Origin of the sequence: Lysinibacillus sp. UBA5990 (assembly GCF_002429815.1) — a bacterium.
GTDB classification, from domain to species: domain Bacteria; phylum Bacillota; class Bacilli; order Bacillales_A; family Planococcaceae; genus Lysinibacillus; species Lysinibacillus fusiformis.
The window spans coordinates 94,868-114,074 of the sequence record NZ_DJAY01000003.1 but is presented as its reverse complement, the minus strand read 5'-3'; the positions used below and the strand labels follow the sequence as shown (position 1 = coordinate 114,074).

22 protein-coding genes and 1 pseudogene are annotated in these 19,207 nt (G+C 37.3%); 7 read left to right on the top strand and 16 right to left on the bottom strand.

The window, feature by feature from the left end:
* Positions 1–31: 31 nt before the first annotated feature.
* The 4 genes from abc-f to B3D94_RS01995 all read right to left on the bottom strand — a co-directional run bounded on the left by abc-f (position 32) and on the right by B3D94_RS01995 (position 3,890).
* Positions 32–1,660, bottom strand: coding sequence for a ribosomal protection-like ABC-F family protein (gene abc-f / locus B3D94_RS02010; RefSeq protein WP_291754157.1), 1,629 nt, complete (start codon positions 1,658–1,660; stop codon positions 32–34).
* A 360-nt stretch (positions 1,661–2,020) separates the two neighbouring features.
* The gene (locus B3D94_RS02005) at positions 2,021–2,383 is read right to left on the bottom strand and encodes a hypothetical protein (RefSeq protein ID WP_069482944.1); all 363 of its coding nucleotides are present in this window, start codon (positions 2,381–2,383) and stop codon (positions 2,021–2,023) included.
* Positions 2,384–2,564: 181 nt separating this feature from the next.
* Entirely contained in the window at positions 2,565–3,077 is a 513-nt protein-coding gene (locus B3D94_RS02000) for a DNA-deoxyinosine glycosylase (RefSeq protein ID WP_069482945.1), read from the bottom strand.
* 18 nt (positions 3,078–3,095) lie between these two features.
* Positions 3,096–3,890 (bottom strand): DUF2268 domain-containing protein, encoded by a 795-nt coding sequence (locus tag B3D94_RS01995; RefSeq protein WP_291754152.1) that lies wholly within the window; start codon positions 3,888–3,890, stop codon positions 3,096–3,098.
* A 105-nt stretch (positions 3,891–3,995) separates the two neighbouring features.
* On the opposite strand from B3D94_RS01995, the gene B3D94_RS01990 reads away from it, so the two are divergent.
* Positions 3,996–4,247, top strand: coding sequence for a hypothetical protein (locus B3D94_RS01990; RefSeq protein ID WP_069482947.1), 252 nt, complete (start codon positions 3,996–3,998; stop codon positions 4,245–4,247).
* A gap of 58 nt (positions 4,248–4,305) precedes the next feature.
* On the opposite strand, the gene B3D94_RS01985 is transcribed toward B3D94_RS01990, so the two are convergent.
* The gene (locus tag B3D94_RS01985; RefSeq protein WP_069482948.1) at positions 4,306–5,043 is read right to left on the bottom strand and encodes a polysaccharide deacetylase family protein; all 738 of its coding nucleotides are present in this window, start codon (positions 5,041–5,043) and stop codon (positions 4,306–4,308) included.
* Between the two features lie 260 nt (positions 5,044–5,303).
* Between B3D94_RS01985 and B3D94_RS01980 the strand changes: the two genes are divergently transcribed.
* The 4 genes from B3D94_RS01980 (at position 5,304) to B3D94_RS01965 (ending at position 7,309) form a co-directional block, all read left to right on the top strand.
* The gene (locus tag B3D94_RS01980) at positions 5,304–5,426 is read left to right on the top strand and encodes a hypothetical protein (protein WP_258269408.1); all 123 of its coding nucleotides are present in this window, start codon (positions 5,304–5,306) and stop codon (positions 5,424–5,426) included.
* 150 nt (positions 5,427–5,576) lie between these two features.
* Positions 5,577–5,879, top strand: a complete 303-nt coding sequence (locus B3D94_RS01975) for a YunC family protein (protein WP_008175342.1) — start codon at positions 5,577–5,579, stop codon at positions 5,877–5,879.
* A 126-nt stretch (positions 5,880–6,005) separates the two neighbouring features.
* Positions 6,006–6,629: a DUF2238 domain-containing protein gene (locus B3D94_RS01970; protein ID WP_291754141.1), complete on the top strand. Its 624-nt coding sequence runs from the start codon at positions 6,006–6,008 to the stop codon at positions 6,627–6,629.
* Between the two features lie 35 nt (positions 6,630–6,664).
* Entirely contained in the window at positions 6,665–7,309 is a 645-nt protein-coding gene (locus B3D94_RS01965; RefSeq protein ID WP_291754138.1) for an SIMPL domain-containing protein, read from the top strand.
* A 170-nt stretch (positions 7,310–7,479) separates the two neighbouring features.
* On the opposite strand, the gene B3D94_RS01960 is transcribed toward B3D94_RS01965, so the two are convergent.
* Complete coding sequence (locus B3D94_RS01960) at positions 7,480–8,403, bottom strand: DMT family transporter (protein ID WP_291754135.1); 924 nt, start codon at positions 8,401–8,403, stop codon at positions 7,480–7,482.
* 118 nt (positions 8,404–8,521) lie between these two features.
* Here B3D94_RS01960 and B3D94_RS01955 point away from each other — a divergent pair, with 118 nt between their 5' ends.
* Both B3D94_RS01955 and B3D94_RS01950 read left to right on the top strand, forming a co-directional pair.
* Positions 8,522–9,862 carry a PLP-dependent aminotransferase family protein gene (locus B3D94_RS01955; protein WP_291754132.1) on the top strand — a complete coding sequence of 447 codons (1,341 nt, stop codon included), beginning with the start codon at positions 8,522–8,524 and terminating at the stop codon, positions 9,860–9,862.
* Positions 9,863–9,933: 71 nt separating this feature from the next.
* Positions 9,934–10,176, top strand: a complete 243-nt coding sequence (locus B3D94_RS01950; RefSeq protein WP_069482953.1) for a group-specific protein — start codon at positions 9,934–9,936, stop codon at positions 10,174–10,176.
* A 49-nt stretch (positions 10,177–10,225) separates the two neighbouring features.
* Here B3D94_RS01950 and B3D94_RS01945 read toward each other — a convergent pair whose 3' ends face one another.
* The 10 genes and pseudogenes from B3D94_RS01945 to B3D94_RS01900 all read right to left on the bottom strand — a co-directional run bounded on the left by B3D94_RS01945 (position 10,226) and on the right by B3D94_RS01900 (position 19,108).
* Positions 10,226–10,384 (bottom strand): DUF1540 domain-containing protein, encoded by a 159-nt coding sequence (locus tag B3D94_RS01945; protein WP_004231699.1) that lies wholly within the window; start codon positions 10,382–10,384, stop codon positions 10,226–10,228.
* Between the two features lie 103 nt (positions 10,385–10,487).
* Positions 10,488–11,372: a helix-turn-helix transcriptional regulator gene (locus tag B3D94_RS01940; RefSeq protein ID WP_291754101.1), complete on the bottom strand. Its 885-nt coding sequence runs from the start codon at positions 11,370–11,372 to the stop codon at positions 10,488–10,490.
* 70 nt (positions 11,373–11,442) lie between these two features.
* Positions 11,443–12,705 (bottom strand): erythromycin esterase family protein, encoded by a 1,263-nt coding sequence (locus tag B3D94_RS01935; protein WP_291754100.1) that lies wholly within the window; start codon positions 12,703–12,705, stop codon positions 11,443–11,445.
* A gap of 18 nt (positions 12,706–12,723) precedes the next feature.
* Positions 12,724–13,461, bottom strand: coding sequence for an ABC transporter permease (locus tag B3D94_RS01930; protein WP_291754097.1), 738 nt, complete (start codon positions 13,459–13,461; stop codon positions 12,724–12,726).
* Complete coding sequence (locus tag B3D94_RS01925) at positions 13,462–14,172, bottom strand: ABC transporter permease (protein WP_291754095.1); 711 nt, start codon at positions 14,170–14,172, stop codon at positions 13,462–13,464.
* Positions 14,169–15,080, bottom strand: coding sequence for an ABC transporter ATP-binding protein (locus B3D94_RS01920; protein WP_069482958.1), 912 nt, complete (start codon positions 15,078–15,080; stop codon positions 14,169–14,171). Before B3D94_RS01920 ends, B3D94_RS01925 begins: the two co-directional genes overlap by 4 nt.
* 111 nt (positions 15,081–15,191) lie before the next feature.
* Complete coding sequence (locus B3D94_RS01915) at positions 15,192–16,574, bottom strand: sensor histidine kinase (protein WP_291754089.1); 1,383 nt, start codon at positions 16,572–16,574, stop codon at positions 15,192–15,194.
* Positions 16,571–17,239, bottom strand: a complete 669-nt coding sequence (locus B3D94_RS01910; protein WP_069482960.1) for a response regulator transcription factor — start codon at positions 17,237–17,239, stop codon at positions 16,571–16,573. Before B3D94_RS01910 ends, B3D94_RS01915 begins: the two co-directional genes overlap by 4 nt.
* A 336-nt stretch (positions 17,240–17,575) precedes the next feature.
* Positions 17,576–17,821: pseudogene (locus tag B3D94_RS01905) on the bottom strand (ankyrin repeat domain-containing protein); the annotation flags it as partial.
* A 90-nt stretch (positions 17,822–17,911) separates the two neighbouring features.
* Positions 17,912–19,108, bottom strand: a complete 1,197-nt coding sequence (locus tag B3D94_RS01900) for an MFS transporter (RefSeq protein ID WP_291754087.1) — start codon at positions 19,106–19,108, stop codon at positions 17,912–17,914.
* Positions 19,109–19,207: the final 99 nt, after the last annotated feature.

The window sequence follows — 19,207 nt, the reverse complement described above, 5'->3', positions numbered from 1 at the left end:
TTTCCCTAGTAAAAACCAACTTAAACGTTATCTATTTTAGCTCATTAATTCGCTTCGTCAACTCATTAAATCGTTCATCAAGCTTGGCGTAATCCTTATTCTTAGCTGTGAGAAAGCTTAGTTTACCTAATATTTCTTGCCGCTCCGTTTCTAGTTTTAAACGAAGTGTCATTACATCCTCGTCTTGCTTAACCTCTTTTCTCCATTTTTTCTCTATCTGTTGACCATGAACCTCCCATACACTATTCGTTACCTTTTCCAGAAAGTAGCGATCATGTGAGACAACAAGTAATGTTCCATTGTATTGGGCAAGCGTTTGCTCTAACTGCTCACGGGAAGGCAAGTCAAGATGATTCGTTGGCTCATCTAAAATAAGAACGTTCTTGTCTGCTAATATATAAGCCATCAGTTTACATTTTACCCGCTCACCCATGCTCATCTCCCCAATCAAAGATGTCCAATGTGTAGAAGTAAAGCCTAGGTTTTTCATGAGATTGCGAACTTTCCCTCGCTCTTCAAATGTTTCTTGATAAAAATACTGCTCTGGTGTTTGATCAAGCGGTAGGTCAAAGACTTCCTGTGTTAAATAACCGATGTTAGCAGCAGGAGATACCCATACTTCGCCCTCAGCTTTTAATTGACCTAAGATGACTTTTAAAAAACTTGTTTTTCCACTACCATTTTTTCCTGTGATGGCAATTTTATCCCCAAATTGCGCAGTGACGTTCACATCCTTCAACAACAATCTGTCATCGAAGTATAAGGAAACAATTTTGGTCTCTAAAAAACGTTTACCAACACGTTGATTGGTGCCTAAAGAAAAGCGTATTTCTAACTCAGGCTTCACAGCTTTGACCTTTGCCTTCTCAAGCTCAGCTTCTAATCGCTTTTTCTTAGATTTTACTTGGGAATCAAGACGCTTTGCCTTCACTCGGTGATATTCCTTAAAACCTTCTAGCTTGGTAGACTGAGCATGGCCCTTTTGAGACCATGCTGTCAGTTCCTGCATCTGTGCCTCAATACGTTCAATATTTTTTTGCTGCTTGTCGTATGCACGTTGTTGTGTTAATCTTCGATGCTCTCTTTCAGCCATATAGTTTGAATAATTGCCGTTATGTTCAATAAGTCTCTTGTCCTCAATCGACCAAATTTTTGTCGCTACGCTATCTAAAAAGTAACGATCATGTGAGACAACAATAATCGTTCCATTATAGTTTTGTACTTGTTTAATCAAAAATGAGGTACTCTGTTCGTCTAAATGATTGGTTGGTTCATCCAGCATTAGAATTTGAGCACCCTGCGAAAAACCCTCTGCCAGGCGCATTTTCAGTTTTTCCCCACCACTTAAAGCTGCAAATGGCACATTGGGTACCTTCCATTTAGATAACAAATCTGCCTCTCTAGCCGTTATTTCCAACCTATTAAAATGAGCTAGTTCCTGCTCTACAATTGCCGTTTTTACAGTTTGTAACCCTACTATTTCTCCTGCCGTAGGCACTAACATCCCTCGTATGAATTGAAGCAATGTGGATTTTCCAGCACCATTTCTACCAATAATGCCGATTACCTCACCTTGCTTTACGGTAGCAGTCACATGTTCAAATAGGAATGTATCCTTTATTTCATAACTAATATCCTGTAATTTTAAAAGCTCCTTCATAATATCCATCCTCTCCAGTTGGAGGAATCAAAAAAATCCCTCCAAGTATTTTGGAAGGATTAGTCATCGCTACATATACACAAATTAACTGTTGAAACAGCTATATTTGTTACTCCATTACTTATTTTAGACATAGTAAAATAAGCTTGCGGAATCGCGTTATATTGGCATATTAAGACCAATACAAGCATTAATTATGGAAAATGGGCAGACTAATCCTATTTTTATTGTTCGTGAAATTTAAATTTCATCTGTAAAAAAATAAGATTAGTTATTCATTAGCCACCCATCGTCCCTTCATCTTTTATTACCGTCATTGTAACACCATTTTTTTGAAAATGAAACTTTCTTTGTGTGACATTATCTGAAACATTCAAATGAACGAATTTGATTTCTCGTTATCGTACGGAAATACCAGCCATACCGACTACTCCAACGAAAACCTGCAATGAATTCTCTTCCTATAACAGTTGGGAAAAACCAAAAGCTCCTACCTGTATTCAACCAAATAAAGGTGTTTCTAAATAAGCAGGAGCGAATACCACTTGATCCTTCTCGCCGTGCTGGCACTGGTGGCGAAAAGCCTGGTGGTGCACTCATTGGCATTTGTCCTGCCGGAGGCGGACCAAAATTAGGTGGACCAAATGGCGGTGTTTCAAAATTCTCATTGTCACCCCAGCCAGGTCTTCTAAAATTATCTTCTCTAAATGGATTATTGTACACACAAGCCCTCCTTTTACATAATTCAATATATGTATTAGGGCATTTAACCGTTGAGCCATTGCCTACCTAGCTGAAGATAATAACAGAGTATTTTCCCTCATGCTATAACCGCTGGCAGCACACTTTAGTAAAGTATACATCGCATCGGAAGAGTATGGCTCATATTATGTACAAAACAATACTATTGAGATAAATATGACTGCATAATTCGCCAATCCCCTACTTTTTCATCAAAGGATTTAATATTTTTCCCTGGTATCGGACTCGTTGACGGCATTTTTTTATAGGCTCGTCCAGCTAAAAGCTCTAATCCAATATGCTTTTTAAAAACATCAAATGCCTTCGCCCCATTAAAGAGTATTAACTCGATGTTCGGGTAGCTTTGAAAAAGGGTTTGAAAATCATTTGGCTTTTCATTACGAATCGCCGCATCTAAGCTACCTTTTCTCTCACAGGCTTCAATTGTGTCCCAAAGACCGATTGCATGCTTTTTTAATAAAGCTATTCTCTCACTATAATCGTTAGGAACTTTAATCTGTAATAACTCGCCAATGATGGGCCAAAAGTGATTGCGTGGATTACCATAGTACTGCTGTTTTTCTAATGACTGCTTTCCCGGCATGGAGCCAACAATTAGCACCCTTGTGGATGAATCTACAATTGGTAATAATACATTTTTTATTTCACTAGACACAACAATCACTCCTTTTCTCTATTGTAGCGGAAAATCCGATCCGGCAAGTATATCTTGGCTTGGTATTAATAAAGGAAGCTGAGATGAATGATTCCTCACATACGACCGAACAATTTCATAGCCTATACAATAGCCTATCCATGGCGGAAGTTCTCCACCATATAAAAATGGCCTATGCTTTTCCAATCCCTGAAGTTGTAGGTTTGGCAAAAATCGTGATTTCCATAGTTTTATAACCTTCTCGAATGTATAGTTAGTTAACCATGGTGATAGCCATTTTTCTCCGTAAAGTTCTTTCACTGCACACTCTGCTAAACCCTCTAATATAAGGGAATCCAACAAAGTCATTTTGTCTAAGGACTTTTTAAGATAATGTAAACGGCAAACATGGTTATATTCATGGGCGAGTAATGCTTGAAGCTCCTGTTTTTCTACTTCTCCCACAAATAAAAAAAGTGAATGAGGATAAGCCACACCATTTTTATTAGTGATATTTTGTTGTCGTGTAATTGGAAATATATAAATAGGTATAGTTGGACCATCCCACTTCTGCTGTAAGTACATAAACTCTTGCTCCACACAGCCCCACACATTCATCTTTTTCAGTCTCTCTAGATCAATCTCTTCCTCTGGTAAAAAAAGACCCTGCTGCTGTAATTCGAAGTGTATCTCCTCTGTATATCCCTCTTGAAATAGTTTAACCAAACGATCACATAGAATCGAACATTGTAAGCTATATAGCTCATCACTGCTCTTAGATCTTTTGGCAAATTCATACTCCTCAAGCCACTTATCTGTAGACACAACTGCCATGTCATCACCTCTTGACAGTATATGTGATGAATAGACAATCGGCTAAAGATAAATGCAATAATTAGCATATATTAGCTTGTAATGAAGTAGAAAGGAGGGATATTTGTGAATCCAACTGATGCTTACAATCTTTGTTGTAAATATCACGGTAAACGAGTTAGAATTTCGGATACATCTGGTAGAGTACATGTTGGGGAAATCACGAGGGTAGACAGAAGACAGGTATGGATTCTACCTGATAGAAGATATGGTGGTTATGGCCTAGGCTTTTGGGGATATGGTGGAGGAGGCTTTGGGGTTGGTATTGCACTAGGAACTGTTCTAGGTATTGCACTAGCTCCAATTATTTTCTTCTAGATTTTATTGATGTGAAAAACGAGCCAACTCAAACATTGTTGAGATGGCTCATTTTTCATTATTGAACTTGCTCTTGCTGCTGTTTACTTTCAATCAACTCGGATATTGTAACAAATGTGTAGCCCTGCTTTTTTAATGTCGGTATTATCTCCTCTAATGCTTTAATCGTTTGTGTACGATTTCCACCACCATCATGAAATAATATGACATCGCCAGGCTTTGTGCCCTTCATAACCTTTTGTACTATTTTCTTTACACCAGGCTCTTTCCAATCTTGAGTATCCTGATGCCAAGACCACATCACGACCTTGTAGCCATCCTTAACAGCGGCATTTATCATAGCATCTGTGTAATTTCCACCAACAGGACGGAATAAAACTGGGGAAAAACCAGTAATACCATAAATCGTGTCATTCGTCTGTCGAAGCTCTTCTTGCAATTTATTGATGGAAACTTTAAACGGATGTGTATACGTATGATTCGCTAATTCATGCCCTTCTGTATAAGTACGTAAAACAAGCTCTGGATATTTGTCAGCATTTTTTCCAATAATAAAAAAAGTAGCTTTGGCATCATATTTAGCTAATAAATCAAGCACCGCCGCTGTGTATTTAGGATGTGGGCCATCATCAAAGGTAAGTGCCACTATTTTATCCTCCGTGTTAATATCCCACACAACTTTTCCTGTCTCCTCATAATACGGACGTCCTTTATTAGCATGAGCTTTGAACCCTACAAAAAATCCCGAGATGATTAAAACGAAAACCGTTAAAACCCATACATATTTACGTGTCATAGCATCACCTCCCAAGTCCACATTCACAGAACTCCGTCAACTTACTATTTGCGAATTACCGTGAATTATACTTGTGAGGGATCGTCTGTTTTCCTGTTTTAATTATTTCAAAAAAACTTATAAATTTGAACGAAATGTGAAACATCATTCATATTCCTTTCTTTTTTTCTTTATTCATGTAAAATAAAATCATCACTGATATATAACAACTAATTAATTTCAATAAATGTTATGTAACACATATAAAGGGGATAATATAAATGTGGATAATTACCGTATTTGAAGAAAACACGTATCGGATGTTTGAATATACTTCTAAAAGTGAAGCAACCATTGCATTACATAAATGTAAACAAACCGCTCTATTGTCTTATACAAATTAAATGCTAAAAGGAATCTATTCGCCAAGAGTAGATTCCTTTTTATTATTTTGATATTGGACTTTTTTCTTTATTACGAAGAGTTTTTTATTAGAAATGTCGAACACCTTGATAGTTATCGCCATATGTATATAGAGAAAAGGAGTGATTTCAATGGTGACAATTGAACCTATCATGATTAAGGGGCATTTCTTCACTGCAGTAGTTGTTCAATTACCTAAAACAACACTACTGACCATTTCCAATAATACTGGCTACATTATGTGCGGCGCATTAGATGTAGGTCTTTTAAATAGTCGCTTAGTTGACCGAAAAATTATTGCTGGTCGGGCAGTTGGTGTGAAAACGATTGATGAGCTATTAACGGCTCCGTTAGAATCCGTGACTTATGAAGCCGAACAACTTGGCATTACAGAAGGAATGAGTGGCGTCGAGGCACTTTTAAAAATGATTTAATGTATAAAAAAGCGTCAGTTTTACAACAAATGACTAGACGCTTTTCCTTTTTTTTTGAACCCCTACCTCGGTTGAATAAGCAAACTCTCTCTTCCCCATACTGTGGGACAAAGGGAGCGTGTTGTCATGAATAATAATAAGCATTTTAAAATACATGTAACTTTCCTTGCGATCACTTTAATCGTTTTTATCTGGTCTGTTATTAAACCATCTTCCTACTTAGATTGGCTTGCTGAAGTTAGCCCAGGAATTGTTGCGATAATTATTGTAGTCTGTATCTATCCTAAATTTCGATTCACGACCATTTCTTACTTGATCATTGCCCTATTGTCAATTCTAACATTTATAGGTGGGCATTATACGTATTCGGAAGTGCCACTATTTAATTGGATAAAAGAAGAATTTGATTTGCATCGCAATAATTATGATCGCTTCGGTCATTTTTTAAAAGGCTTGCTGGCCATTGTAATAAGGGAAATTTTAATTCGAAAAACCCCCCTTACAAAAGGACCTTGGCTAACAGGTATCTCCATTAGTATTTTACTTGCGATCGCTGCATTTTATGAAATCATTGAATGGTTAAGCACAAGAATCTCGAAGGGCAGTAAAGGGGCAAAAGATTTTGTAGGGATGCAGGGAGATCGCTGGGACGCTCAATGGGACATGTTTTTAGCTTTGCTAGGTTCCATCATTACCTTACTTTTATTGACAAAGCTCCATGATAAATATTTAAAGAAACTAAACAAATAAAATTTATTTTTTGCATAGTATGATGAATGTATTGTATGTACTATGCACAGCTCAATCATCAGGCATCCATTCCCTCACGTGTTATAAGTGTAACGGGCAATGGGCAGGTAACAGCGAAGCCAAGCTCCATCCAACTACAAATAGAGGTTCAAACTCAAGGCCAAAATGTACAAGGGCCACAGCAGGAGAATGCGGCAACTATGAATCAAGTCATTCAATCCATCACAGCCCTTGGAATTCCAAGCGAACAAATCCAAACAGCTGCCTATACGATTACCCCACTTTATCATTTTGAAGAAGGCCAACAAATTTTTACTGGTTATGAAGTATCGAATGCTATCACGGTCCATGTATCAGATCCTGAACGTGTTGGCTTAATCACTGATACAGCCGTAGAAAACGGGGCAAATCGTATCAGCAACATTCAATTCAAAGTTGACCACGCAGATGCTTACTATCAGCAAGCATTGAGTTTAGCTCTGCACAATGCACAAGCAAAGGCGAAAACCATTGCAGAAACTATGCATTTACCTTTGCAGCTCTTCCCCACTGAAATTGTAGAAGAACAAGTTCATACGCCTATTCTATATCGCTCAATGGCAATTTCCCCCGATATGACACCTATAGAACAAGGGCAAATCGACATAAATGCCTCTGTCCGCGTGAACTTTCAGTATTGAATGATGACACGTGAGCCTTCAGCGAAACAATGCCAGAAGGCTTCCTCCTACTGTAGATTCCATACCCTCTCAATTACGACATTATTGTGCTTTACCTGTAATAAAAAAATATCTGGATTACTTAAATGTCAACATGAGATCCCCAAATACAACTTATCAATAATAAAAGGCTATATTTCCTCATTGTTTGCTACCCTCTTCATGCCGAAATAATTTGTTCCTATTACACCCATAACTATCATCACTCCCCCTATTAAATGGTACGCGCGGAAGGATTCATGTAAAAATAAAATACCCGCTAGTATAGTAATAAGCGTAGCTAAATTACTAAAAACACTCATTTTAGAGGCTTCTAATATAGATAGAGCATAATTTGATAAATAAGACGTGCCGAGCGAGGATAACAGGCCTAAATATAAAATGGCGATAATAAAATCAACATGTAGAAATGGCTTAAAAAATTCATGGATAGTGCCCTTCATCATATGATTTCCAATAGCTATCCCATTAAAAATGACAAATCCACATAATGTCATGACATATGTTAATGTCAGTAAAGAATATTGCTTTGTAAGCCTTCTTGCAAAGACGTTATAAATCGATGCCGCAATTGCTGAAAGTAAAACAAACCCACTGCCAATAACATTTCCATTAGTAGCATTTGCCCCGTTCATCATTAGCATATACATCACACCAAGTACAGAAAACACAATGGCTACAAACTGTCCACGTGTAGCTTTTTCCTTTAACAATAAACCTGCTAGTGCTAATGTAAAAACAGGAATCGTTGCTTGAATAATTCCCGCTTCTGACGAGGAAATTCTAGCAAGCCCCAGCACTTGAAACGTGAAAAAAACGATGGGATACAATATGGCTAAAGGTAAAATTTTTAATAAATCATGTTTTTTTATTGTTAGCTTATTTTTCGTAAATACTAGTAAAATAACAATGCCGATGAAAGCAACTGAAAAACGATGAGCTAATGTATCCATAGGGCTCGCTACTGTTAATGTAACTTTCACAAATAGGAATGAAAGCCCAATGATCAATGCATACGAAATCGCTGCTATATAGGCTTTTCTTTTTTGGGACATACGATAATGCTCCTTCTCCATCAATTCCGGCCGGTATGGTTATCGTATAAAAAGTAGCACCATTTGACGATATGAAAAAAACACATCTGTACCGATACAGATGCGTTGGAGGTTATATATGTTTAAATATGAATGGATTTATTCACAGCTTATGACTCAAATACAGGCTGGCACTCTTCAATCAGGGGCAAAGCTACCTTCAATCCGCCAGTTATCACAGCAATACTCCTGTAGTAAAAGTACTATTTTAACTTCTTTAAAAAAACTTGAGGAGCAGCATCTTATCTATGCATTACCGAAAAGCGGCTACTATGTTGTTGACCATCAGGTACCCTTCCAGCCACAGGTTCAAGATCATATAGATTTCGCTACCTCCTCACCTAGCTGGCATGCTTTCCCGTACCAAGATTTTCAACATTGCATCAACAAGGCAATCGATACATACCAAGCAGACCTATTTAGATACGGGACACCGAAAGGCTTACCCTCCCTCATAAAAGAAGCAAAAAAACTATTAACAAATTATCAAGTATTCACAAAAGAAGAAAATATTTTTATCACTTCGGGCGTCCAACAATCCCTATCCTTGCTAAGTATTATGCCATTCCCAAATGGTCGCTCAACCATTTTAGTGGAGCAGCCTAGTTATCATTTGTATATGGATTATTTGAAAACCTATGGAATTCCCGCTATCGGCATTAAAAGAACAACGGATGGCATTGATCTCTTTGAGTTAGAGCGCATTTTTAGTCATCACGACATTAAGTTTTTTTACACGATGCCTCGCTTGCACAATCCTTTAGGGACTTCATACAGCAAGCAGGAAAAAGATATGATCCGTAAACTTGCCTATCAATACCATGTATACATTATTGAAGATGATTATTTAGCGGATTTCGAGCAAAATTCGAAAATAGATCCCATTGTTACAGATGATACACAGCAGCATGTCATCTATTTAAAAAGTTTTTCTAAAATCATGTTTCCTGGCTTACGTATTGGGCTAGCCGTTTTACCAGACATCTTCATCCAGACATTTCAACAATATAAAAATACCACTGATATTGATAGCTCGATGATTTCCCAGGCAGCTTTAGAGCTATACCTAAAAAGTGGTATGTTTGAACGTTATCAAAAGAAGGTCAGCGAGTCTTATGCCATACGAGCTAACATACTTCAACAATCGGTAACAACCCATTTGGCAAAGTATAGGGCTTCTAAGGAAATCTGTATGCATAGCCACATTATTTTACCAAGACAGGTTAATACCGATAAACTGATCCAGCATTTGAAACAAAGACATATACTTTTAGATTCAATTAACCGCAATTATTTAGAGGAATTTTATCATGAACGAATATTGAAATTAAATGTATCCAATGTGGAAGAGTCAAAAATTGATCTGGGTATAAAGGAAATTTCCTTATCTCTTAACGATCCTAACAATTACTTTTATTAAAAGTCATTCATGAAACCTTCTTGTTCTTCATATATTTAGACATCATAAATTGGTTCAATAAGGAGGATTCAATGCACTCTGAGAAATTGCGACTAAGGAAAATTCAGCGTCTTGCATATGAAATTATGGATGAGATGCACAAAGAAAAAGACCGCAACGAAATGCATAAATTAATCCCTATCATTGATAACTTGTCGCGGGCAATTGGAGATTTAACAGATTCGGTGGGTAAGTACTCATTGGATTATGTAGAGGAAAAAGTAAAAACTGCCCATGAACTTTTGTTTAGCAAAGAAAAGGTCGATGCTTATTAATAAAGACAGGGAAAAAGGGTAACCATATAAGTGGCTACCCTTTTTTTCATTAATGCGTTTCAGGTTCGAATGTTTTACAGTCAGTTTCCTCACTGTTGGAAGCATGTTGTCCCTTCTGGCTGACAACATAAATTTTTTCTGCTGTGCATTTGTTTCCAGAATCCCAAAATGTGCAGTTATTGACTTCACAAAGAATTTCTTGTGCCATCGTTTCACACCTCCTCTATGTTAGCTTTAACAAATTAGAGGTAAACAATACGTTGTTCAACGAAGTCAATTCTCGGTCCACACGCGAGTGTAGCGTATCCAATTCACTCCATGCTAAAGTCTAAATTTGCTGGTTGTTTTGGTAATCGTTCCTGCGTAAGCATATTGGTTGTGGGTACATTATCGGAGACTTCTTCAAAACGGAAGCCATCTGCCCACACTTTTCCTGAGCCTATTAACAACACACCAAAATAAATGGAATACCCTTCCTCGGGTACATCTAGAACAATAGAATAATGATTCCATTCAGTAGTTCCTGTCACAGAGCGCTGATCCATATTATCAAATTGAATGGTATCACCCGTAGCATTGTCTATACGCATCCACGCTCCACATTTTGTAGCTTCAGCCGTTTTTAAGTAACATGACATCCTGAGCCGCTTACCTTTATAGTCAGCTGCCTGAAAGCCCTGCATCATCGTAGCGAATTGCCCATTATTGGCTGATGCATGGGTGGAAAATAATACACCAGAGCGCTTTCCTGAATGAAATACCTTATCATCCGTATAAAATTGATATAATTCTGGATTTGCGCCACTTAGCATCCAACCCGTTACCTGTTCATTTAATTCCATCAACTTTTCCTCCTCCAACATAGCCAGTGATTGCATCAATCTTCGATACTTTCCTGGTGGCAAAGCATACACTTCTTTAAAAGCTCTTGTAAAAGCCTCTTGAGATTGAAACTGAAATTTAAAGGCAATCGTTATTATCGATGCATTGGAGTATATTAAACAACTGGCAGCCATAGCTAATCGGCGCATCCGAATATATTCACCCATTGTAAGCCCTGTTTCTTGTTTAAAGATTCGACTTAGATGGAACTTCGAATAGCCCGTAATATTTGGCATAAACTCAAGCGCAATTTCTTCCATCAATTGGCCCTCGATATAAGTAATAATCCTTTGTGTTGCCTGACTATACTCCATATTACTCTCACCTCACTTTTATAATAATGGAGAAGAAAAGAGATTTTTTGATGGAAATTGCTATATTTAACTAATCCGTTACTTTTGTTGGTGTTGCTCCCTGCACAATTATCAAACCGTCATATGCATCTGCAGGTGTCATTTTAATGGTATAGAGCATTTTTGTAAGCTTATACCAAGGACGAAAATCATCGCCTATATTGCCCATTCTTTGCTCCTTTGAAAGAATATTTGATAGCTCTTCTGAATGACTAGCATTTACAAAATCCACATAGAAGATGTTGTCTGGAATATCACTAAAGGCATCCACTAGAGCATTATGATGTTCTATCGTATACTCCTTACGTTCACTAGATCCATTTTGTGCTTGGAATGTATTTCTCACAAAGTCCGTACCAATGGCAAAGTACTGATCTTTATAGTGCTCATTTAAATATTGTCCCATCGACTTATAACCGGCCATTGTAGCAGACGTTTTATCTATATGACCATTATGACCAGACATCAGTACTTTATCATGGCCCTTAGTCGCTTCGAAATCAACAATCCATTGTAAATTTTTAGCTAAGTATTCATCGCGTAAATTCATGTAATTACCATCATTTAAAAATAATTGTGTACGTTGCTTGAAAATTTGTGCGTATTGCGCCGCAAAAGAGAAGGCATCCTTTGATGACTTTTTCTCATAGACTTCCTTGTTTGATTGTAGATCTTTGATGATGGCATCGATTGTTTTATCAAGCTCTACTAACTGGCTATTTGATAAATCTCTCATTGTTTTGTTGGACACATGTTCTAGCTGAGCTGTATACTGCTTTGCCGTTTCAGCATCGATATCCGCATAATAATCAAGCAGGCCCTTTTTGCTATCATCATAGCGTTGCATATCATTACCATAAAAATAAATTTTATCTTCTTCCTTGGCTGTTAAGTTATAGTCATGCATCCATTGTACAAAGTCTACCATTTGTTCAGTTTGATAAATGCCGTAATCCAGTGCTTTAATAGCATCTTGCGCCGTGCCAACACTATTGACAATAAATTGATTAATTTGCTGGGCACCCCCAAAATCCCCTTCTAAAACAAAGACATGAACATTCTCATTTTTAATCATTGCTTCAAATAGATCTTTTTTTAACGCTTGGAATTCAACATTTCCGTGTGTTGCCTCTCCAAAGCCAATAATTTTTACATCATCAGGTATAGTAATATCTTTTATTTCACTACTATATTGTGAGGCATCTTTCACAGCCTCCCCCTGTCCACAGCCAGCTAAAACAGCTAGTAGCATACATGTAGTTAATAATCTCAAACTTCTTTTCATCTTTTTCATGTTAATTCTCCCTTAAGGTTAAATGGCTTTTCGTTGGAAGTAGAAATACCCACCAAGGAAAAATAGGATGAAGCCACCACCGACAACTGTTAACAATTGCTCCCATGGCACAAAAAATACATCGTCTCTGCTGTCACCAATATACATCATTGAAAAGGGCTGTGCCCAAGGATAGTAAGGTCCAATACGTTCAGAATTAATAGCAAAAATAGAGGGTAATGTAAATACCACATTGACTGCAAAAGGAGCAGCAAAACTTTTAAACATGATCGACATCCATAATTGAAGGGCTATTAAAGGCAATGTCGCTACCCATCCCCCAACAATGCTTTTCCATACAATCTCCATTGGAAAAGGATCCGTATAGCCCTTGATCATCCCAACAGCAAAAACTGAACATAAATACAATAACTGCATCGCCATAACAAGCAGTACAATCAACACATATTTAGCGACAAATACTTTCCCCCTCGTTACAGGCAATGCTAATAGCTGCTTCCAGCCACCAGATTGATGTTCATACCTACAGATGAGACTAGCAAAAACCCCCGTAATAAGTGGTAAAAATAATAAAGCATATGTTAAATTCATGGAGAACAATGCAATATACCATTCATTGATTGGTACTCCTGCCATATTATCCTCTAAATTGGCGGATAATCCGATAAATAGCCCAATAATTGGTGCTGCTAAAATAATCGGTACCATTTTTGACTTACGTAACTTAAACCATTCAGCTCCCAGTATAGCCGTCATTTACTTCACGTCCCTTCTTGCAAAATCAATCATGCCAACAATATAGAGGAAGATACCAATTCCTACTCCTAACATGACATTGATGATCGGCTCATCCCATTGATTCATCAACGAAGGCCACTTCCATATCATCCAATCCGGTAAAACATAGGAGGAATAAGCAAAAATGACTCCGAAAATACCTACAGTAATAGGAATACCTTGGTTATGACAAACACTTGCAATCCACAGTTGAAGAGCAAGAATTGGCAATGCTGCTAGAGCTGGGAAGTAACTATACTTGGCGAGCTCTAAGTAAGGTACCGGTTCACCTAAGCCTAAAAATAGTCCGTAACTCAGTGTGAAAAGCATCAACAGTGTTGAAAACAAAAATAACAGAATCGCCAATACTGTAAATTTAGATAAATACACGGATAATTTAGAAACAGGTAAGGCGATGAGCTGTTTCCACGCATTTGTCTCGTTTTCAATACTCGCCATGAATGACGTGAGGATAGCAATACCTAGTACAACAGCCAGCGGTGTAAAGGAATGAATATTTTGTAAAAAATAACCCCAATCATCCTCGCTCTGCTGTAAAAGATAGTCTTTCCTCACACCGTAATTGACCATTTGCAGAGCAACTACGCCAACGGGACCTAAAAGCGTTAAAAACCATAAACCTTTGCGTTTAATCTTTAAAAAATCAGCAGTTAATAATTTACCCATCATAGCACTAGCTCTCCCGCCGTCATTTGCAGGAAAATATCCTCCAATGAGCGTTTCTCTTCCTCTACTCGAAATACCGAAACACCCTCCTGAACAAGTACCTGAACAATATGGGCTACTTTTTCGTCAGAGCATTCCTCTAAGAAAATGACACCATCCTGATAGTCAGCCTTAATGCCATTTGCTAGAAGAGAACGCCATCCTTTTTCGCTATTGCTAACTTTAAAAATAACTTTTGGTTGTGCAAATTTACGCATTTCTTCAATGGAATCTTGAAAAATCAATGTTCCCCTAGAAACAATGCCTACCTGTGTAGCCATTTGATCGATTTCTGATAATAAATGGCTGGAAATAATAATGGTCATGCCGTATTCCTTCGGTAGCCTTTTAATCAAATTGCGAATTTCAATAATACCTGAAGGATCGAGACCATTCGTCGGCTCATCTAAAATGAGTAACTCTGGGTTGTGCAATAAAGCAGCCGCAATACCAAGACGTTGCTTCATTCCTAGTGAAAAACCCTTTACTTTCTTGTTGGCAACTTCCTTCAAACGAACAATTTGTAGAACTTCATCAATTCTAGTTTTTGGCACACCTAGTATTTTTCGTAGTGCCTCCAAGTTCTCATAGGCTGTCAAATGTGGATAGTACGATGGATTTTCAACTAATGAGCCTACGTTCGCTAAAATTTGAATACGGTCCTTCGCAATGTCCTTTTGAAAAATTTTTATTGTCCCTGAGGATGGTTTCATTAGACCAAGAAGCATGCGAATCGTTGTTGTTTTCCCCGCTCCATTAGGTCCTAAAAATCCGTAAATTTCACCTTTGCGTATTTGCAAATTTATATTTGATACAGCTTGTTCTTTTCCAAAGTATTTTGATAAATTTTGTGTTTGTACGATATATTCCAATATCCTCACCTCATTAACTATCATAAGAATAGAAGTTTAAAAACAGGTAAGGGCTAAGTTTAAATTTTGTTTAAAAAAAGTATTTTTTCCATAAAAAAATCTGCGAGCTTTTTACTGATCAAGCTTCGCAGATGGATTTGCATGTTTTATTATAATTTTTGTACCCGATGAATCTGAACAAATATCCCAATCTAAATGCATGCCCTTTACCATAACATCTACAATGGATAAGCCAATCCCTGCACCCTTTGCATTTGATTCATTTTTCATACCATTTCCATGATCCTCGATAATAAATGCCGTATAACTTGCTGTCGACTCTGTTTTCACACCTATATATTTCCCGCTATTGGCGTGTCGCAGTACATTTTGGAAAAGATTATCTAATATACGTCCTAACCAAATGGGGTCTACACACCATTCATGATGTTCAAATGCTTGTAGCTCAATATCAATGGTAAATCCCTCTCGCTCAAAAACTGGGTACCATGTCGTCAGGTGCTCTCGAACAAAACGAATAGCATTGATTTCTTTCGGTTCAAATTTATATTTACTTGCCATTAGCAATGTGTAGGACATTAGATTTTCAATTAAAGCATCAATATTCACGATAGATGTTTCCATCGCCCGTAACGCCTGCTTACCTTCCTCTGACAATGTTTCTTTGCTAATGGAGTAAGATTGAGCTCTTACCTTTGTTAAAGGTGTTCGCAAATCATGTGAAAGATTCGCAATTAGCTCTCTTCTTAGTTGCTCTTCTTTTTGCTGACGCTGTTTGCTTTCTCTCAGCTCACAAACCATTCTGTTAAAACTATGCTCCAGTTGCCCAATTTCGTCCTTTTTTTTCACATGGATTTCAATAGGTAAACCATCTACATCCCGTATTTCCATGGCATCTTGAAGATGTAAAAGTCTCTTTCGGATTCCTTTGAAAAATAACAATGATACGACAATGAAAAATAAAATAATCGCAATAACACCAAAAAATAAGAGGTTACCATAGTTTTCATAAATATTGATAAGTGGCGGATTAAATACGTTTCTTGGAACTTCTAACACAATAAAGCCATTGGATACATCATCACCTAAGAAAGCAATAACGGTAAATGGGTCTCCTCCATACCGCTGTTTTATAAATTTAGTAGTAAATGCAGGAGTCCACTTTGCTGGAAGCTCCTCCTGTACATTTACCGTAGTCAATAATGTCCCGTCTTCACTTATCCAGAACATAGAAGCCGTAGGTAAGTGCTCTTGCCACTTTTGAAAAAGTTGGGTAATGGCATCATTTGATACATTGTTTATATTTTTAGACTGAGCGTGCCATTGCTCCTCAATTTCACTTTCCAAAAGGACCTCACTAGAAAACTCTCCTACCCCTGTCTTCGTAATTCCTAATACAAACATAGCTGTTCCCATATAAGAAATTTGAACAATCGATAAGGCTAATATAATGATCAACATATATTTAGCTAATAGTGATCGAAAGAATTTCATAGTTTCACCCTATACCCAATCCCTCGAATCGTTTCGATAATCATAGGCTTTGCGGGATTTATTTCTATCTTTTCTCTTAAATACCGAATATGTACCATCAATGTTTTATCACCTTCGATATAGCTTTCACCCCAAACGCCCTCATAAAGTTGCTCTTTCGTTAAAATTTGATTGAGATGGCGAATAAAATACTGTAAAAGATAAAACTGTTTACCCGTCAAGAGAATTTCTTCATCAATCAATGTATTAATAATTCTCATATCTTTTGTATACATTTTAAGATGCTGTAGTTCTAGCACATCATCATTTTTTTGGTATCTTCTCAGTAATACTTCAAGCCTTGCTACTAATTCATCTGGATGGAAAGGCTTTGTTAAATAATCATCTGCGAAATTTAAACCTTCTATTTTATCTTCAACTGCAGTTCTCGCCGATAGCATTAAAATCGGCAGTTCTTTATTTTCCCGTTTAATTCTTTTACCGATGGAAAAGCCGTCTAACCCAGGTAACATCACATCCAGTATAGCAATATCCTTTGAGGCAATATGTTGTTCAATACCGTCCCCAGACTCTAGCCATGTTACTTCATAGCCCCTTTCAGTTAACTCTTTACTAACCCAATGTCCTATTTCCTTTTCATCCTCTATGTATAATATACGAATCAATGTTTCACCCTCCTTTGTCTATTTGAAAGATATACTAAAATACCATATTTTGCATTATACATTTATCTTAAAATGAAGTACAAGATAAATTCCATACATGGTTATTATATGGTAATCCTCAACTTATTTTCTTCCTATTTTTTTATGAGAGCATGAAAAAAACGCAACTTTTTATCGCTTGAAAAAGTTGCGCTTTCTGTTTACAAAACGTTGTAGCCCGAATCGAACATTCCAATCTGTAGACATATCTATTATTTTGCCCCAGCTTGAACGGAATCTCGAGTTTGTGCATGCTACATCTGCCAAATGAACATCCGCTTGAATAGTTTCCTGTTATTTTGAACCACCATCCCCATAGATTGCTTCTAACAATGCCGTCCAGCCTGGTTTATTCATACGGTTTACATCGAGATTTGTATGCTCCAGAATTTCTCGAACATTCTCTACATAACCATGCTCTGATGCGTGAATTAAAGCTGTTCTCCTATAGCGATTGGTTAGCGTCAGATCAGCTCCTGCATGATTTGCGAGTTTTAAAATATCCATATTGCCTTCTGCACCCGCATATAAAAATGGATTGTTATTCTTGGAGGAGTAACACGATTCCTAAACATACTATGATCTATTTTTTTATCATGTAGATGTTCAGCTCCTACTTCGATGCAGAATTTGCTATTGCATCGTACTTTTGTGTTGTAATGGCTCTCTCCGCTTCTTTCCTATTCGTTTCATAGAGATAGCGCTACTTACGATTAGGACCAATGCTCCAAATAAATACGGGAGATTCAAATGAAGATCAAATAATATTCCGGCAAGTACTGGCCCAAAAATTTGCCCGAGACTCATATAAGCATTGTTTAAACCTGCCACAAAGCCCTGTTCATTCCCTGCCTCTTTCGATAAAAGAGTATTAATGGTTGGCCGTAAAATATTATTAAATGAGAAGTATAGCATCGTTATTACCATGATGTAGTAAAAATTAGCGGACAGCAGTAAGAGAACAAGCGCCGTAGCCGAAAATAGAAGCATACTACTAATAATATGCTTTTCCTCAAACTTTTTAGTAAGCCAGCTTGTTAATAATAATTGATTCACTGTTCCAACGAAGGAACAAACCATAAATAAAATAGAAATTTGTCTAGTCGTAAAACCATACTTCTGCGTGACTACTAACGGATAAGCTGTTTCAAAGTGAGCAAGTCCAAACGTCAGTGAAAATACCATAAATAGCAAAATAAAATAGGGAGATTTAATAGATTGTGCAAGCTGTTGAAATATATTTTCCTTTTTTAAATTTGATTCAACATATCGTGTAGTCCTTTGTGATTCAGGTAATAAAAATAAACAGCTAATGGCTGCTAAAACACCCACAATAGCTGAAGTAAAGAATGGTGCTCTTGTACCTAATTCAGCTAACAGCCCTCCTAAGCCTGGTCCAACGATAAATCCTGAAGACATGGATGCTCCTAAAAACGACATCGCCCTCGATCGTTTTTCTTCGATGGTAATATCTACGATGTAAGCCATTATAGAAGGAACCAATGCTGCTGATCCCATTCCCCCAATAAAACGTGAAATAAGAAAAATGGTGAAATCGCTTGCTAAAGCTCCAACTAAATTGGATAACGCAAACAAAATAAGACCACCAATGATCATTGGCTTCCGACCATACTTATCAGAAAGCCCCCCAGCTATAGGCGAAAATAAAAATTGAGTTATTCCGAAAGCAGATACTAAATACCCTGCTGCTTTACCATTTGCACCGAACTCGATCAGTAACTGTGGGAGAATCGGTATGACAAGTCCTGCACCAAGCATAGCGAGAAACATATAAACTAATAGAAGTGGAAATATGGTTTTAGTTGTCATAGTGGTTGTCCCTTTCACACATTGGTAGGTGCGAGAAAAAGGAAATGTATCTCCTTTTTTCTTTTATACAAATATGCTAACATGGCACTAACTATATGA

Excerpts from the sequence above, each read along its gene's own strand:
- B3D94_RS01935 (WP_291754100.1), bottom strand. The coding sequence starts at position 12,705 with ATGAAAAAGATGAAAAGAAGTTTGAGATTATTAACTACATGTATGCTA.
- B3D94_RS01940 (WP_291754101.1), bottom strand. The coding sequence starts at position 11,372 with ATGGAGTATAGTCAGGCAACACAAAGGATTATTACTTATATCGAGGGC.
- B3D94_RS01975 (WP_008175342.1), top strand. The coding sequence starts at position 5,577 with ATGGTGACAATTGAACCTATCATGATTAAGGGGCATTTCTTCACTGCA.
- B3D94_RS01925 (WP_291754095.1), bottom strand. The coding sequence starts at position 14,172 with ATGATGGGTAAATTATTAACTGCTGATTTTTTAAAGATTAAACGCAAA.
- B3D94_RS01900 (WP_291754087.1), bottom strand. The coding sequence starts at position 19,108 with ATGACAACTAAAACCATATTTCCACTTCTATTAGTTTATATGTTTCTC.
- B3D94_RS01965 (WP_291754138.1), top strand. The coding sequence starts at position 6,665 with ATGTACTATGCACAGCTCAATCATCAGGCATCCATTCCCTCACGTGTT.
- B3D94_RS01960 (WP_291754135.1), bottom strand. The coding sequence starts at position 8,403 with ATGTCCCAAAAAAGAAAAGCCTATATAGCAGCGATTTCGTATGCATTG.
- B3D94_RS01985 (WP_069482948.1), bottom strand. The coding sequence starts at position 5,043 with ATGACACGTAAATATGTATGGGTTTTAACGGTTTTCGTTTTAATCATC.
- B3D94_RS01915 (WP_291754089.1), bottom strand. The coding sequence starts at position 16,574 with ATGAAATTCTTTCGATCACTATTAGCTAAATATATGTTGATCATTATA.
- B3D94_RS01995 (WP_291754152.1), bottom strand. The coding sequence starts at position 3,890 with ATGGCAGTTGTGTCTACAGATAAGTGGCTTGAGGAGTATGAATTTGCC.
- B3D94_RS01950 (WP_069482953.1), top strand. The coding sequence starts at position 9,934 with ATGCACTCTGAGAAATTGCGACTAAGGAAAATTCAGCGTCTTGCATAT.
- B3D94_RS01980 (WP_258269408.1), top strand. The coding sequence starts at position 5,304 with ATGTGGATAATTACCGTATTTGAAGAAAACACGTATCGGATGTTTGAA.
- B3D94_RS01955 (WP_291754132.1), top strand. The coding sequence starts at position 8,522 with ATGTTTAAATATGAATGGATTTATTCACAGCTTATGACTCAAATACAG.
- B3D94_RS01930 (WP_291754097.1), bottom strand. The coding sequence starts at position 13,461 with ATGACGGCTATACTGGGAGCTGAATGGTTTAAGTTACGTAAGTCAAAA.
- abc-f (WP_291754157.1), bottom strand. The coding sequence starts at position 1,660 with ATGAAGGAGCTTTTAAAATTACAGGATATTAGTTATGAAATAAAGGAT.
- B3D94_RS01970 (WP_291754141.1), top strand. The coding sequence starts at position 6,006 with ATGAATAATAATAAGCATTTTAAAATACATGTAACTTTCCTTGCGATC.
- B3D94_RS01945 (WP_004231699.1), bottom strand. The coding sequence starts at position 10,384 with ATGGCACAAGAAATTCTTTGTGAAGTCAATAACTGCACATTTTGGGAT.